The organism is Halomarina rubra, assembly GCF_023699475.1.
GTDB classification, from domain to species: domain Archaea; phylum Halobacteriota; class Halobacteria; order Halobacteriales; family Haloarculaceae; genus Halomarina; species Halomarina rubra.
In genome coordinates, this window is the sequence record NZ_JALXFV010000001.1 from 21,483 (window position 1) to 34,917 (window position 13,435).

Here is a 13,435-nt window from a genome sequence, read left to right on the forward strand (position 1 = left end):
GCCGCCCAACGCCACCGCCGCCACGAACGCCGCCCGCGAACTCGACGGGGCGAGCCACGTCCTGACGCTCTCGCGGTCGGGCACCGTCCGGAAGGCGCTGGCCGACCTCTCTCCCGAGCGAGTCACCGTCGCCGAGTCGCGCCCCGGTGGCGAGGGCGTCGGCGTCGCGGAAGCGCTCGCCGGCGACCACGACGTGACGCTCGTCCCCGACAGCGCCGTCGCGCACGCGCTGGCCACCACGGCGGTCGACGCCGTCCTCGTCGGAGCCGACACGGTGCTCCCCGACGGGCGCGTCGTGAACAAGGTCGGGACCCGCGCCGTGCTGGTGGCGGCCGCCCACGAGGGCGTCCCGGCGGTCGTCGTCGCCGCACGCGACAAAGTGAGCCCCCGTGAGACGACCGCCCTCGAACCACGTCCGTCGGAAGCGGTGTACGACGGTGACGCCCCGCTCGACGTGTTCGCGCCGACGTTCGACGTGAGTCCCGCCGGACTGGCGACCGTCGTCACCGAGGCGGGCGTGCTCGACGCCGCGGCCGTCGCGGCGACCGCTCGCGAGGCCGCGAGCGTGCTCGGTGGGACGAGTGAGACGGGTCGGTACCGGCGAGCGACGGCCGCTCAGAGCCCGATGTGTGAGGTCGAACTCGGCGTGTCATCGTCGTCGATGCCCCCCTCGTGGAGGTACGTGTATCCGTCGTCGCTGAGGAACACCGCGCCGTCCTCGACCGTGACCGCGACCGACGGCAGGGTCGTCCCGGCGGCCTCGCCGTTGTCGCAGTGGCCAGAACAGGCGTCGAACAGCGAGCCGTGGCGTGGGCAGATGAGTTGCCCATCGCGCATCGGCGCGCCGTCGCCCCGGTCGAAGCGCTGGTCCTCGTGCGTGCAGTTGTTGACCCACGCCTCGACGCCCGGCTCTGCCGCACAGCGGACCAGGATGACCTCTCGCTCGTTCGTGAACGGGTCCTCGGCGGTGAACAGGACCGACCCGTTCTCCGGGACGTCCTCGACGCTCGCGACTCGGGTTCCGTCTGCCATCGTGCGTCTCTCGGAGGCACGGCCGCTTGGCTGTTGCCGTCGGCGCACCTCCGGCACCCCGTCGACACCTCGTCGACCGTCGTCCTCGACGGCCGTCACAGCGCCACCGAACCGAAGCGCGGGATTCTTGGGTAGCAGCACCGAACCACCCGTAGGCGGCGATGATGACTGTTACCCCCACCGAGCCCCTTGTGACGACGGTTTTCACCTGAGCCGCCATCTCTCACGTTCACGACGCTACCGACGAAGGTCACGCCAGTCGTCTGTCTCCCCTCGTAGCCCCGCGTGACGCGGTTCTCTCGGTCCCGCTTAACCTCCGCCGGTCACTCGTCCGCCCGCAGGTGCTCGGCGAGTCGCTCCCGGAGTAGCGTGCGGTGACAGCGTTTCTTCTCGGTGTTCTCGAAACAGACGAGCGCGAGTCGCTCCCCGGAGCGGAGGCGTTCGAGGAGGTCGGCCACCGCCGCCCGTGCCTCGGCCGACTCGTCGATGTGGTCGCGGTAGCGGCGGTCGAACGACGCCTCCGTCCACGCGGCGTTGTGGGCCTCTTCGTCGCACACGCCACGCTGTGCGAGGTCCTCCCGCCGTCGTTGGACCTCGTCGAGCAGGTCCGGTGGCGGGCCGAGAGCGGGGTGGTTCTCGTCGACGGTCGACTGGAACCACCCGGTCGGGCGGCGGACGACGCCCACGAGCGTCGTGTCCGCCGGGAGGTCGACGAGGTCGTGTTGCAGCGCCGCGACGTACGTGTCGAACAGCGTGTCTGCGGGGTCGACGGCGGTCACGGTGGGTGTTCGTCCGCGAGCGCACTGAAGGTTCGGGGTCCGCACGGAGCAGTTTTGCCGGTCGCCACACCAGGTCCGGTATGCACGTTCTCGTCCACGAGTCGGTCGCGCCCGTCTTCGACCCCGCCCTGCTGGTCGAGTTCCTCACCAGCGAGGGCGTCACCGCGACGACCGGCGCGCTCGACGACTGCGACGGCGTCGTCGCGTTCGACCACGACGAGGCGCTGTTCGACGTCCCGTGGGTCCACGCCATCACCGCCGGCTACGACGACTACCCGGTCGAGCGCTACCGCGAGGCCGGCGTGACGTTCACCAACTCGACGGGCATCCACGGCGCGAGCGTCGGCGAGAGCGTCGCCGGCCACTGTCTCACGTTCGCCCGACGGCTCCACCGCTACCGCGACCGCCAGCACGACCGCGTCTGGGAACACGAACCGTACGACCGAGCGTTCACGCTCCGCGACGAACGGGCCTGCGTCGTCGGCCTGGGCACGCTCGGGCAGGGCGTCGCCGTCCGACTGGACGCGCTGGGAATGGACGTCGTCGGCGTCCGGCGGACGCCCGCACTGGTCCCCGGCGTCTCGGAGGTGTTCACGCCCGACGCCCTCGCCGAGGCGGTCGCCGACGCACGGTTCGTCGTCCTCACGGTCCCGCTCACCGAGGCGACGACCGGTCTGGTCGACGCCGCCGTCCTCGACGCGATGCGAGAGGACGCCTACCTCGTCAACGTCGCGCGCGGCGAGGTGGTCGAGCAGGACGCGCTGGTCGCGGCGCTCGACGAGGGGGCCATCGCCGGCGCGGCGCTGGACGCGCTGGACCCCGAACCGCTCCCGGAGGAGTCGCCGCTGTGGGGGTTCGAGGAGGTGCTCGTCACGCCCCACTGCGCGGCGCTGACGAACGACTACCACGAGGCGGTCGGGGCGCTCGTCGCGACGAACGCCCGGCGCATCGAGCAGGGCGACGCGCCGGTCAACCGGGTGGTGTGAGCCGTCGGTCGGGAGGCCACCGTCTGCCGAAACCGGTGCCCGCTCGCCGTCGGTCTGGACCGTCGGCCGGTCACCGCTGGTCGGACGCGGCGACGGCGAGCGCGGAGATGCCGAACACGCCGAGGACGCCGAGACCGAACAGGAGCGGTGAGAACGACCCGGTCACGTCGAGACCGAACGCGAGGACGCCGCAGGCGACGACGCCGGCGAGCGCGACGAGTGTTCGCGGGTCGGCCCACGACGCACGAGAGGCTGCCATGTCCCCGTCGAGCGCGGGTGGCGACGTAGTTATCCGGCGCGTATCGTCGGCTCGTCTGAACACCCGCGCTGTGAGAACGTCTCGGTAGTGGGACGGTCGGCGTCGACGCCGACTCACCTTCAGACCGTCCCGAGGTGGCCGCGCAACACGTCGTCGTCCTTGTTGCCAGCGCCGGTGTTGAGCAGGACGACGGTGTCGTCGGCGTCGAACTCGCCGCGCTCGGCCAGTTCGAACGCGCCCGCTGCGGCCGCCGCACACGTCGCGCCCATCTCGATTCCCGTCTCGCGGGCGACGGCGACGGCGGCGTCGAGGATGGCGTCGTCGCTCGCGGCGACCGCGCCGCCGCCGCTCTCCTCCAGCGCATCGAGAATCAACGGACTCGCGCCGGGGTCGGGGATGGCGATGCCGCCGAACACGGTGTCTATCTCCCCCCACGCCTCGTGGCGGTCGGCCCCCGACTCCCACGCGTCGACGATGGGCGCACACCCGCTGGCCTGCGCGGCGTACATCGGCGGCAGGTCGTCGACGAGACCGAGGTCGCGGAACTCGCGGGCGGCCTTGTGCATCCCGACGAGGCCGACGCCGCCCCCGGTGGGGTAGACGACGGCGTCCGGCACCTGCCAGTCGAGTTGCTCGACGGTCTCGTACAGCATCGTCTTCTTGCCCTCGTGGCGGTACGGCGTGACGAACGTCTTCGTGGAGTACCAGTCGTGGTCGGCCATCGCGTCGGTGTAGGCCGCGCCCGCGTCGCCGATCTCGCCGGGGACGACGGTGAGGTCCGCGCCGTGGACGAGCGTCATCGACTTCTGGGTGAACCCCGCGCGCTCGGGGAGGAACACGTGGGCGTCGAGGCCGGCCTCGGCGGCGTACGCCGCGGCCGACTGGCCCGCGTTGCCCGCGGAGTTGAGCGCGACGTCGGTCGCGCCGTGCATCCGTGCGGCGGTCATCGCGACCGTCTGGCCGCGGTCCTTGAACGTCCCCGTCGGGTTCCGGCCCTCGTCCTTGACGAACACGCGCTCGACGCCCATCCGTTCTGCCAGTGCGGGAGCCTCGACGAGCGCCGTCGCGCCCTCGTCCATCGTCACCGCGTGCTCGCGGGCGAACGGTAACAGCTCCTCGTAGCGCCACATCGTGTCGAACCGTCGCGCCTCGAGGTCGGCACGCGTGAGGTCGACCCGGTCGTAGTCGTACGTCGGGTCGAGGATGCCGCCACAGTCGGGGCAGCGATGCGGCGTCTCGGCGTCGAACGTCTCCCCGCAGTCGACACAGCGCAGGCCAGCGAACGCGTCGGTCGTCTCCAGCGTCGTCTCCATGCGAGACGCTCACGCGCGGCGGGCAAAGGCGTGGTGACTCCGGCGAGCGCGCGGGTTCTTGTCGACGCACGACGAGGTCGGGACATGCGACGACAGCGCGTCCAGAGCGGCACCGAGTGGGAAGAGAAGGTCGGCTACTCGCGGGCGGTCCGGGTCGGGAACCGGGTGTTCGTCGCGGGGACGACCGCGACCGACGAGGACGAGGTGGTCGACGGCGACGCCTACGACCAGACGAAGCGAGCCATCGAGAACGTCGAACGCGGACTGACCGAAGCGGGAGCGAGCCTCGACGACGTGGTCCGGACCCGACTGTACGTCACGGACGCCGACGACTGGGAACTCGTCGGGCGCGCCCACGAGGAGGCGTTCGGCGACGTGCGGCCCGCCGCGACGCTGGTGGAGGTGTCACGACTGGTCGACCCGGCGATGTGCGTCGAGGTGGAGGTCGACGCGGTGGTCGACGAGCACGGCGGCGAGTGACCGGTACCGTACGGTCGCTCACTCGCTGACAGCGGGCGTCCCGTCGGCGTCGAACGCGAAGACGAGTTCGTCGTCCTCACAGGGCACTCGAACGTGCGCACGCAGTGGGTCCGTCTCGGTCTCGACGTAGTCCTCGTCGAAGCAGAAGGGGAGTTCCCAGCACGGCGTCGCCGCCAGGTCGATGCCGTGGTCGTAGAACAGGGCGACCGTCGCGGGGTGTCGAAGGACCCGTTCACCGAGCGTCTCTCGGGGGTGGAAGGTGCAGTGGCGACACTCGTAGCGGACGTGCGTCACGTAGTCTCGGTAGTGGCCGGCGGGAATCAGGGCGGCCGTCATCCGTCCGCCACAGGCGGGGCAGATGCCGTCGGCCGCGAGACGAAGCCGTGCGCGCTCCCAGCGGTCGTGCGCCAGCGCTAGCTCCTCGTCGGTCCGGCTCTCGACGCCAGCGGGTGGGAAGGCGTGTTCGTTCCAGAGTCGGTCGCAGTCGACACAGAACACGTTCGCCATGTCGTCGACGTAGCGGAAGGCGAGGGTGCCACCGCAGTCGCCACACGCCCCGTCGAGGGTGGTCCGCTCGCGCTCTGGGTGGTCGGTGAACCGTCCGGCGTGAATCGCCTGGATGACGTGGAGTCCGGCCTGTCTGAGCGTGTACCCCTCGTCGCCGACCCGTCGGATGAAGTGGTCGGTCAGTCGCCCCCGATGGTAGTTGAGTCGCCCGTTGTCCGCGACGTCGACCCGGTCGCGTATCTCCGAGAACGTCGCCGTGCCGTCGGGGGCCGTCCAGATGGCCCAGAGGATTTCGAGTCGGAGCTCGTGACCGAGCAGCGAGAACGCCGCCTCCGGTGCGAGTCGACCGTCCGTCTCGTCGGGCAGTGGACCCATTGGCTGACGAACCGCACCGACCGGCAAAAACGGTTCGACGCCCGAACGTGTCGAAGTTCGGATAGAAACACAGTTCTCAGAACGCCTTTGTCGGCGCTCGGTGACGTCCAGACCATGCACGACGCGGTCTGTTTCGACATGGACGGGGTCATCGTGAACTCCGAACACCACTGGGTTCCCATCGAGAACGAACGCATCCTCCCCCGAGCGGCTCCCGAGAGCGACGTGACGGCGAGCGACATCACGGGGATGAACGTCTCGGACCTCTACGACCACCTCGTCGCCGACCACGGGACGACGATGGACCGCGACGTCTTCCTCGCGCTGTACGACGACGCCGCGGAGGAGCTGTACACCGAACGTGCCACGCTGCTGGAAGGGTTCGACGCGCTCTGTGCGGACCTCCGCGAGCGCGGGGCGGCGCTGGCACTCGTCTCCTCCTCGCCACGCCGCTGGATTCGGTTCGTCACCGACCGCTTCGAACTCGACTCGTTCGACGCCGTCGTCAGCGCCGACGACGTCGAGGGACCGAGCAAACCCGACCCGTTCGTCTACGAGCACGCCGCGGACGAACTCGGCGTCTCGGCGGACGCCTGCGTCGCCGTCGAGGACTCGACACACGGCGTCGCCGCTGCCAACACCGCAGGGATGACCAGCGTCGGCTTTCGCTGGGACGACGAGCACGCACAGGACCTCGGGGCGGCCGACACGGTGGCGACCGGCTCCGACGACCTCCGGGCTGCGTTGCTCGACCGGGTGTGACGGTGTTCCCCGAGGAACTGTCCACGGACCGGCTCGCTCTCCGTCGCCTCGACCGGGCCGTCGACGCCCGCACGCTGTACGACCACCGCCGAGCGAACGACGAGGCGGGAGTCTACGAGTTCGTCCCGTTCTCGGCGTTCGACTCGCTGAAGGCGGCCCGCGACGCGCTTCGGTCCCTCCGGACGCGGTGGGACGACGGCGAGGGCGCACGCTACGGGGTCTTCGAGCGCGACGGTGAGGAACGCGACACCGCCGTCGACGCGTCGCTCCTCGGCGTCGCCGACTGTCACTGCCTGTGGGACCGGCGGACCGGCCACCCCGGCGTGATTCTCGCGCGTGACCACTGGAGTGAGGGGTACGCGACGGAGTGTTTCGACGCGCTGTTGACGCTGGCGTTCGACCGTCTCGACCTCCGACTGGTCTCCCTGCACCACCGGGTCGGCAACGGACGCTCCCGGCGAGCCATCGAGCGCCTCGTCGACCGCCACGGCGGGCAGTTCGATGGCCGCCTCCGTAACTGGACGCCGACCGACGACGGCGTGGCCGACGAGCGCCGCTACACGATTCGACGCGACCAGTACCGGTCGACGACCGGCCACTGAGCGGGCCCAGTCGACCCTCCCCAGTGTTCGTTCCCCGCTGACGCTGCTCTCCCCTGCCGACGTTCCTCCCCCCGCTGCGCCGCTTTCCTATCGCTCGGCCCTCGTCCCACCGCGGCGTGACGGAGTCTCGACGTGGGACTCCGTCGCGGGGTTCGCCCCCAGAAGTTCGCGATTCAGACAGATTGCTTGCGCTGTCGCGAAACTTCCTTCGTGAAGTAGACAATCTTAACTGGCAAACGCGGCAACTGCCCTACTATGGACAGGTCCAACAAGGACTGGTGGCCCGAGCAGTTGAACGTCGACATCCTCAAGCAGAACGTCCGCGCGAACGACCCGATGGACGAGGAGTTCGACTACGGCGAAGCGTTCGAGTCGCTCGACCTCGACGAGGTCAAGGCGGACATCGAGGACGTGCTGACGACCTCTCAGGAGTGGTGGCCGGCCGATTACGGCCACTACGGGCCGCTGATGATTCGGATGGCGTGGCACAGCGCCGGGACGTACCGCACGAGCGACGGCCGCGGTGGCGCGTCGCGTGGCGGCCAGCGGTTCGCCCCCCTCAACAGTTGGCCGGACAACGCGAACCTCGACAAGGCGCGCCGCCTGCTCTGGCCGGTCAAACAGAAGTACGGTCGCAACCTCTCGTGGGCCGACCTGCTGGTGCTCGCCGGCAACGTCTCGCTGGAGTCGATGGGCTTCGAGACGTTCGGTTTCGGTGGTGGCCGCGAGGACACCTACGAACCCGACGAGGCGGTCTACTGGGGTCCCGAAGACGAGATGGAGACGATGTCCGCCGAGCGCTTCGGCGAGGACGGCGACCTCAAAGCGCCGCTCGGGAACTCCGTCATGGGACTCATCTACGTCAACCCGGAGGGGCCGAACGGCGAACCCGACCTCGAAGGCTCGGCGCACAACATCCGCCAGACGTTCAGCAACATGGCGATGAACGACGAGGAGACGGTCGCGCTCATCGCCGGCGGTCACACCTTCGGCAAGGTCCACGGCGCGGACGACCCGGACGCACACGTCGGCTTCGAACCCGAGGCCGCGCCCATGCAAGCCCAGGGCTTCGGCTGGGAGAACGACTTCGAGTCCGGTCGCGGGGCCGACACCATCACCAGCGGTATCGAGGGGCCGTGGACGGACGCCCCCATCAAGTGGGACATGGGCTACCTCGCCAACCTGCTCGACCACGAGTGGGAGGCCCACAAGGGCCCCGGCGGTGCGTGGCAGTGGCGGCCGGTCGAGGAGGGGGCCGTCGAGGACGCCCCCGACGCCCACGACGAGTCGCGGACGCAGACGCCGATGATGCTCACGACCGACGTCGCGCTGAAGGAGGACGAGGACTACCGTGAGGTCCTCGAGCGCTTCCAGGAGGACCCCAACGCGTTCCAGGAGGCGTTCGCGAAAGCGTGGTACAAGCTCATCCACCGTGACATGGGCCCGCCGTCGCGGATGCTCGGTCCCGAGGTGCCCGACGAGGAGATGCTCTGGCAGGACCCCCTCCCCGAGGCCGACTACGACCTCGTCGGCGAGGCCGAGATCGAGGAGCTCGAAGCCGAAATCCGCGACGCCGACCTCACCGTCCCCGAACTGATTCGAACGGCGTGGGCGTCGGCGTCGACGTACCGACAGAGCGACAAGCGCGGCGGCGCGAACGGCGCGCGGATTCGCCTGCGCCCACAGCGAGACTGGGAGGTCAACAACCCCGAGGAGCTGGGGGCCGTCCTCGACACCCTCGAGGGAATCAAGTCGGAGTTCAACGACGCCCGGACCGACGACGTGCGGGTCTCGCTCGCCGACCTCGTCGTCCTCGGCGGTGCCGTGGCCGTCGAGCAGGCGGCGGCGGACGCGGGCCACGACGTCGACGTCCCGTTCGAGCCGGGTCGCACCGACGCCACCCAGGAGCAGACCGACGTCGACTCCTTCGAGGTGCTGGAGCCAGAGGCCGACGGGTTCCGCAACTACCTCGGCGGCGAGCACGACCGTCCGCTCGAGGAGATCCTCGTCGACCGCTCGGAACTGCTGAGCCTGACGGCACCCGAGATGACGGTGCTGGTCGGTGGGATGCGCGCACTGGACGCGAACTACGACGGGTCGGACCGTGGCGTCTTCACCGACGACCCGGGGACGCTCACCAACGACTTCTTCGTCAACCTGCTCGACATGGACACGGAGTGGGAACCGGTCGACGAGACCGAACGTGTGTTCGAGGGGCGAGACCGCGCCACCGGCACGGTCGAGTACGAGGCGACGCGCTTCGACCTCGTCTTCGGCTCGAACTCCCAGCTTCGCGCTATCGCGGAGGTGTACGGTGGCGACGACGCCGAGGAGATGTTCGTCGAGGACTTCGTCGACGCCTGGCACAAGGTGATGACGAACGACCGCTTCGACCTGGAGTGAACTGACCGCCGGCGGGGGTCGGCCCCGTCACTGTTCTCGGGCCGCGACGACGCGCGACGCGCACCTCAGCGCGTCTCGACCGTCTCCGTTATTATCTCGGCGAGGTGGTCTCGGTGCTGTCGACAGAGCCAGTTCGCGACCACGCCCCCCGACTCCGGTGTCATGCGGTACTTTCCGACGGCCTCGGTGCCACAGCGGACGTACCGCTCGTCGTCCACGGCGGACCCGCGGCGTGGGTCGGGGCTGTCGGCCGGGACGAAGGTGACGGCTTCGCACGTGGGCACGCGGTCGTGAGCGTCGTCGTGGGGGGTCACGAGATGTCCTGACGAGTCGTACGCGTGGCCGGTAGAAGGGGTCGCCACCCAACTGTGTGGGTAGTCGGTCGGCGAGCACCCCCCAAGAGTTTGGCATCCGTTATACACGACGGGAGGACTCAGTGAACAACAGATGATGACTCGAACCACGGCGGGAGACGGTGCGGTCGCGGCCGGCCGGCCGGCGGAGGGTCGTCGGTGAAGGGACGGAGGATAGTGAACTGTCGCGAGTGTGGCCTGGCGTACACGGCCCGAGAACGCGACGACGGGACGTTCATCCTCCCGACGGCGGACGGCGTCTGCGCCTGCGGAACGGACGCCGTCGAGGCGTACGACGTGGACGAATCACCGTCGACCGCCTCGGACTGACGGTCCGACGACCGGTGGTGTAGCCGCGTCGCTCGCGAGTGCCCGATTCTGCCGAGTCGAACGTCTTCGTCGAGAGCGACCGCGGTCGGCGGCGTCGCTCGTCGGTGGTAAACGGAACAGGAGAGCGGCCGGGTCGGGATGAAAAGGGCCCGACCGAGCCGCCGTCCTGAAATTGGTCCCCGCTGACGCTTCGGCCCTCCAGACGAAGCGTCGTTTACACTCAGTATCTCCACCCTGATAAGGTCTCACCTTGTCGTCCGAAAGCTGTCGGGGTGAAACCACGAACGCGCCTCGCTTCGACTCGGTGACCGCCCGCCAGACGGCCCTGGCTGCCCGTGGCTCAGAGCCCGTAGAGGTCGCCGAACTTCTCTTTCGCGTACTCGACGAAGTAGTCGGCAGTCAGCGGTTCGCCGGTGGCGTGTTCGACGAGTTCGGGCGTCTCGTAGCGACAGCCGGGTTCGTGGACGCGCTCGCCCATCCACTCGCGGATGGGGTCGAACTCGCCCTCGCGGACCAGTGCGTCGACGTCGAGGTCCTCGCGGATGGCGGCGTTCAGTTGTGCCGCGAGGACGCTCCCGACGGTGTAGTTCTGGAAGGAGGCGAACCCGGACGACCAGTGGATGTCCTGGAGACAGCCCGTGGCGTCGTTCGGCGGCGTGACGCCGAGGTACTCCTCCATCTTCTCGTTCCACAGGTCCGGAATCTCCTCGACGTCGACGTCGCCCTCCACGAACGCGCGGTCGATCTCGCTGCGCAGGATGATGTGGAAGTGGTAGGTGAGTTCGTCGGCCTCGACCCGGATGAGGTTGTCCGGGTAGATGCGGTTGACCGACTGGTACATCGTCTCGGCGTCGAGGTCGGTCCCGAGGTGCTCGTTGACCGTCGGGGCGAACGACTCCCAGAACGGACGGGTGCGCCCGACGTGGTTCTCCCAGAACCGGCTCTGGGACTCGTGGACGCCCGACGACCGGGACATCCCGAGCGGCGTGCCGTAGGCGTCCTGTCTGAGACCGAGCTGGTAGGAGGCGTGGCCGTACTCGTGGGTCGTCGACATCACCGCGCCCAGCGGGTCGGACTCGTCGAATCGGGTCGTCACGCGGGCGTCGAACTGCGTCCCGACCATGAACGGGTGGGGGGCGGTGTCGAGGCGACCGCGCGAGCGGTCGTAGCCGAGCGTGTCGAGGGTCGCCTCACACAGCGCCATCTGGTCGTCGTCGGGGTAGGTGCCGTCGAACGGGTCGGGCAGGTCGTCGCCGTGCTCGCGGATGTCCGCGATGAGCGGGACGAGCTCCTCACGGAGCGTGTCGAAGATGTCCTCGACGGTCTCCAGAGGTAAGTACGGCGCGCCGTCCTCGTACATCGTGACGTACGGGGACTGCGTGCCGTCGATGTGCTCGGCGCGGTCACGGTGGAGGTCACGCAGGGATTCGAGCGTCGGCGCGAACGCCTCGAAGTCGCTGTCGGCCTTCGCACCCTGCCACGTCTGCTGGGCGTTGGCCTGGGTCTCCGACAGCTCCTCGACGAGGTGGCCGGGGACGTCGACGGCCCGCTCGTAGCTCCGGCGCAGTTCGCGGACCACGGCGGCCCGTTCGTCGGTCAGGTCCGCGGCGTCGAGCGCGTCGAGGTGCTCGCCGACGACGGGGTCGGTCTGGAGGTCGTGGGTGACCGACGAGAGCGCCGAGAGCTGTTTCGAGCGGGCGGGCATCCCGCCCTCGGGCATCATCACCTGGAGGTCCCAGTAGACCACGCCGTTGGCGTCGTTGAGGTGGGCGAGCTTCTTCGTGTGGTCGAGGAGGTCGACGTAGGGGTCGGGGGCGTCGGACTCGGTGTCCGTGTCTGTCGATGCCATGCACGTGAGGGGGTTTCGGGGTGTGTTAACTGTAGGGGAACCCGTCGTGTCCTCCGGGTCGGGTCGGTGAACGGGTACGGTCGGTGTCCGTGCCGACGTGGTCGCGGCTGTGCCCGTCCGAGACGACCGTGAGGAGAGCCAGCGGAGAGCGCGTCGGCGCTCAGTCGTCGGCGCGTGCGGCCGGTGGGTCCGCGGCGACGCGGTCGGCGACGGGTCGCTCCAGTTCCTCGGCGACGCCGGCGAGCCCCTCGCGGACGTCGATCATGTCCGGGTGGTCGAGGTGGTCTCGCGCCCGGTCGCTCAGTTCGTCGACGTGGTCGGCGGCGGCGACCTCGTCGCGCAGGTCCTGCCACTGCTCGTGGCGGACGATGACGCAGACGGGCACCTCGCGGACGTCGAGGTGTTTGGAGAACCAGAGGCGGTGACGGCCGTTGTGTCGGAGGAGTTCGCCGTCGCGACCGACGTCGACCCGGATGTCATCCAGCCAGTCGAGGATCTGGACGTCGTCGGTCTCGCCGAAGAACAGCGACCCGTTGGTCGTGGGGCGGAACCGGTCGGCCAGCGAGTCGTTCTCCTCGTAGGCCGCCTCGGCGAACGAGGCGTCGAGCAGCGAGCGGACGGGGACGGCGCGTTTCTCGGCGATGCTGTCGTGGAGCGCGTCGAGTTTCTCGACCCACTCCCAGACCTCCTCGCCGCGGTAGAAGTGCCAGCGTTCGCCGTCGAGCGTGTCCTGGACCTTCTGGATGTCCGCCCAGTCCTCGCCGTCGACGTAGCGCGCTTCGAGCGCCCGGATGACGTCGTCGAACCGGTCGTCGAAGCGCTGACAGTCGAGGTCCCAGTCGCCGTCGCGGACCTGCCCGAGCTTTCGCCAGCAGAACCGCGGGTTGAACGGGCTCACCCGCTGGATGTCCTCGGGGTCGACCCACCGGAGTTCGCGGGGGTCGGCGGCGGCGTCGACGCCCCGCTGGTTGCGCCACGTCGTGAACCGGTACCACTGGAGGTCGCTGAACACCGCGCGTTCGAGACCGTACGACCCGTAGCGGTAGCTGTAGTCCAGTTGGTCTCGTAGTTTCGAGAGCAGGTGGTCCACCCCGCCGTCTCGGTAGTGCCGGAGGGCACGGTCGATGACCATGACTCTCTCGACTCGGGAACGGTCCATAGTTATGGGCGGCCATGTCTCCCGAGTGCTCCCCCGCACTCGTGAGTCGAGTCTCCGACGGGAGCTGCGGCCGTCGAACGCTGCGACGAGGTCACGGTAGCCGGGTTGTAATGACTTCACACGGGAGAACTTCGGTTTCCGAGCGCCGCTACCACGGCACGCTGTATCGCGTGACCGACCGAGTAATCCTCGGCTTTCGTGTCGTAGCGTGTTCGTGAACCATCACGAACTGGTGAGTGACCTGGA

14 protein-coding genes and 1 pseudogene are annotated in these 13,435 nt (G+C 69.2%); 7 read left to right on the top strand and 8 right to left on the bottom strand.

From position 1 onward, the window contains the following. Nucleotides 1–61: 61 nt before the first annotated feature. Nucleotides 62–466, top strand: a pseudogene (locus M1L36_RS00140) (eIF2B alpha/beta/delta subunit family protein); the annotation flags it as partial. Between the two features lie 149 nt (nt 467–615). On the opposite strand, the gene M1L36_RS00145 reads toward M1L36_RS00140, so the two are convergent. Together M1L36_RS00145 and M1L36_RS00150 are read right to left on the bottom strand one after the other, a co-directional pair. Then, nucleotides 616–1,032, bottom strand: coding sequence for a Rieske (2Fe-2S) protein (locus M1L36_RS00145; RefSeq protein WP_250871674.1), 417 nt, complete (start codon nt 1,030–1,032; stop codon nt 616–618). A gap of 323 nt (nt 1,033–1,355) precedes the next feature. Further along, nucleotides 1,356–1,811: a DUF488 family protein, N3 subclade gene (locus tag M1L36_RS00150; RefSeq protein WP_250871675.1), complete on the bottom strand. Its 456-nt coding sequence runs from the start codon at nt 1,809–1,811 to the stop codon at nt 1,356–1,358. An 80-nt stretch (nt 1,812–1,891) separates the two neighbouring features. Here M1L36_RS00150 and ddh point away from each other — a divergent pair, with 80 nt between their 5' ends. Then, entirely contained in the window at nt 1,892–2,797 is a 906-nt protein-coding gene (gene ddh / locus M1L36_RS00155) for a D-2-hydroxyacid dehydrogenase (protein ID WP_250871676.1), read from the top strand. A gap of 70 nt (nt 2,798–2,867) precedes the next feature. On the opposite strand, the gene M1L36_RS00160 is transcribed toward ddh, so the two are convergent. Together M1L36_RS00160 and M1L36_RS00165 are read right to left on the bottom strand one after the other, a co-directional pair. Next, nucleotides 2,868–3,056, bottom strand: coding sequence for a hypothetical protein (locus tag M1L36_RS00160; RefSeq protein WP_250871677.1), 189 nt, complete (start codon nt 3,054–3,056; stop codon nt 2,868–2,870). A 119-nt stretch (nt 3,057–3,175) separates the two neighbouring features. After that, entirely contained in the window at nt 3,176–4,357 is a 1,182-nt protein-coding gene (locus M1L36_RS00165) for a threonine synthase (protein WP_250871876.1), read from the bottom strand. A gap of 96 nt (nt 4,358–4,453) precedes the next feature. On the opposite strand from M1L36_RS00165, the gene M1L36_RS00170 reads away from it, so the two are divergent. After that, on the top strand, nt 4,454–4,849 hold the full coding sequence (locus M1L36_RS00170) for a RidA family protein (RefSeq protein WP_250871678.1): 396 nt from the start codon (nt 4,454–4,456) through the stop codon (nt 4,847–4,849). A gap of 18 nt (nt 4,850–4,867) precedes the next feature. On the opposite strand, the gene M1L36_RS00175 is transcribed toward M1L36_RS00170, so the two are convergent. Further along, the gene (locus M1L36_RS00175; protein ID WP_250871679.1) at nt 4,868–5,731 is read right to left on the bottom strand and encodes a winged helix-turn-helix domain-containing protein; all 864 of its coding nucleotides are present in this window, start codon (nt 5,729–5,731) and stop codon (nt 4,868–4,870) included. Between the two features lie 114 nt (nt 5,732–5,845). Here M1L36_RS00175 and M1L36_RS00180 point away from each other — a divergent pair, with 114 nt between their 5' ends. The 3 genes from M1L36_RS00180 to katG all read left to right on the top strand — a co-directional run bounded on the left by M1L36_RS00180 (nt 5,846) and on the right by katG (nt 9,498). Then, the gene (locus M1L36_RS00180; RefSeq protein WP_250871680.1) at nt 5,846–6,493 is read left to right on the top strand and encodes an HAD family hydrolase; all 648 of its coding nucleotides are present in this window, start codon (nt 5,846–5,848) and stop codon (nt 6,491–6,493) included. After that, entirely contained in the window at nt 6,490–7,095 is a 606-nt protein-coding gene (locus M1L36_RS00185) for a GNAT family N-acetyltransferase (RefSeq protein ID WP_250871681.1), read from the top strand. The genes M1L36_RS00180 and M1L36_RS00185 overlap by 4 nt, the downstream gene beginning before the upstream one ends. A gap of 255 nt (nt 7,096–7,350) precedes the next feature. Further along, entirely contained in the window at nt 7,351–9,498 is a 2,148-nt protein-coding gene (gene katG / locus M1L36_RS00190) for a catalase/peroxidase HPI (RefSeq protein WP_250871682.1), read from the top strand. 65 nt (nt 9,499–9,563) lie between these two features. Here the strand turns inward: katG and M1L36_RS00195 are convergent, their stop codons facing one another. Continuing rightward, nucleotides 9,564–9,812: a hypothetical protein gene (locus M1L36_RS00195; protein ID WP_250871683.1), complete on the bottom strand. Its 249-nt coding sequence runs from the start codon at nt 9,810–9,812 to the stop codon at nt 9,564–9,566. Nucleotides 9,813–10,028: 216 nt separating this feature from the next. Between M1L36_RS00195 and M1L36_RS00200 the strand changes: the two genes are divergently transcribed. Continuing rightward, entirely contained in the window at nt 10,029–10,181 is a 153-nt protein-coding gene (locus M1L36_RS00200; protein ID WP_250871684.1) for a hypothetical protein, read from the top strand. A gap of 340 nt (nt 10,182–10,521) precedes the next feature. Here M1L36_RS00200 and M1L36_RS00205 read toward each other — a convergent pair whose 3' ends face one another. Then, nucleotides 10,522–12,030 carry a carboxypeptidase M32 gene (locus tag M1L36_RS00205; protein WP_250871685.1) on the bottom strand — a complete coding sequence of 503 codons (1,509 nt, stop codon included), beginning with the start codon at nt 12,028–12,030 and terminating at the stop codon, nt 10,522–10,524. 160 nt (nt 12,031–12,190) lie between these two features. Beyond that, nucleotides 12,191–13,162, bottom strand: coding sequence for a hypothetical protein (locus tag M1L36_RS00210; protein ID WP_250871686.1), 972 nt, complete (start codon nt 13,160–13,162; stop codon nt 12,191–12,193). Nucleotides 13,163–13,435: the final 273 nt, after the last annotated feature.

Coding starts and splice junctions, on each gene's coding strand:
- M1L36_RS00145 (WP_250871674.1), bottom strand. CDS start 1,032: ATGGCAGACGGAACCCGAGTCGCGAGCGTCGAGGACGTCCCGGAGAAC.
- ddh (WP_250871676.1), top strand. CDS start 1,892: ATGCACGTTCTCGTCCACGAGTCGGTCGCGCCCGTCTTCGACCCCGCC.
- M1L36_RS00160 (WP_250871677.1), bottom strand. CDS start 3,056: ATGGCAGCCTCTCGTGCGTCGTGGGCCGACCCGCGAACACTCGTCGCG.
- M1L36_RS00170 (WP_250871678.1), top strand. CDS start 4,454: ATGCGACGACAGCGCGTCCAGAGCGGCACCGAGTGGGAAGAGAAGGTC.
- M1L36_RS00175 (WP_250871679.1), bottom strand. CDS start 5,731: ATGGGTCCACTGCCCGACGAGACGGACGGTCGACTCGCACCGGAGGCG.
- M1L36_RS00180 (WP_250871680.1), top strand. CDS start 5,846: ATGCACGACGCGGTCTGTTTCGACATGGACGGGGTCATCGTGAACTCC.
- katG (WP_250871682.1), top strand. CDS start 7,351: ATGGACAGGTCCAACAAGGACTGGTGGCCCGAGCAGTTGAACGTCGAC.
- M1L36_RS00205 (WP_250871685.1), bottom strand. CDS start 12,030: ATGGCATCGACAGACACGGACACCGAGTCCGACGCCCCCGACCCCTAC.
- M1L36_RS00210 (WP_250871686.1), bottom strand. CDS start 13,162: ATGGTCATCGACCGTGCCCTCCGGCACTACCGAGACGGCGGGGTGGAC.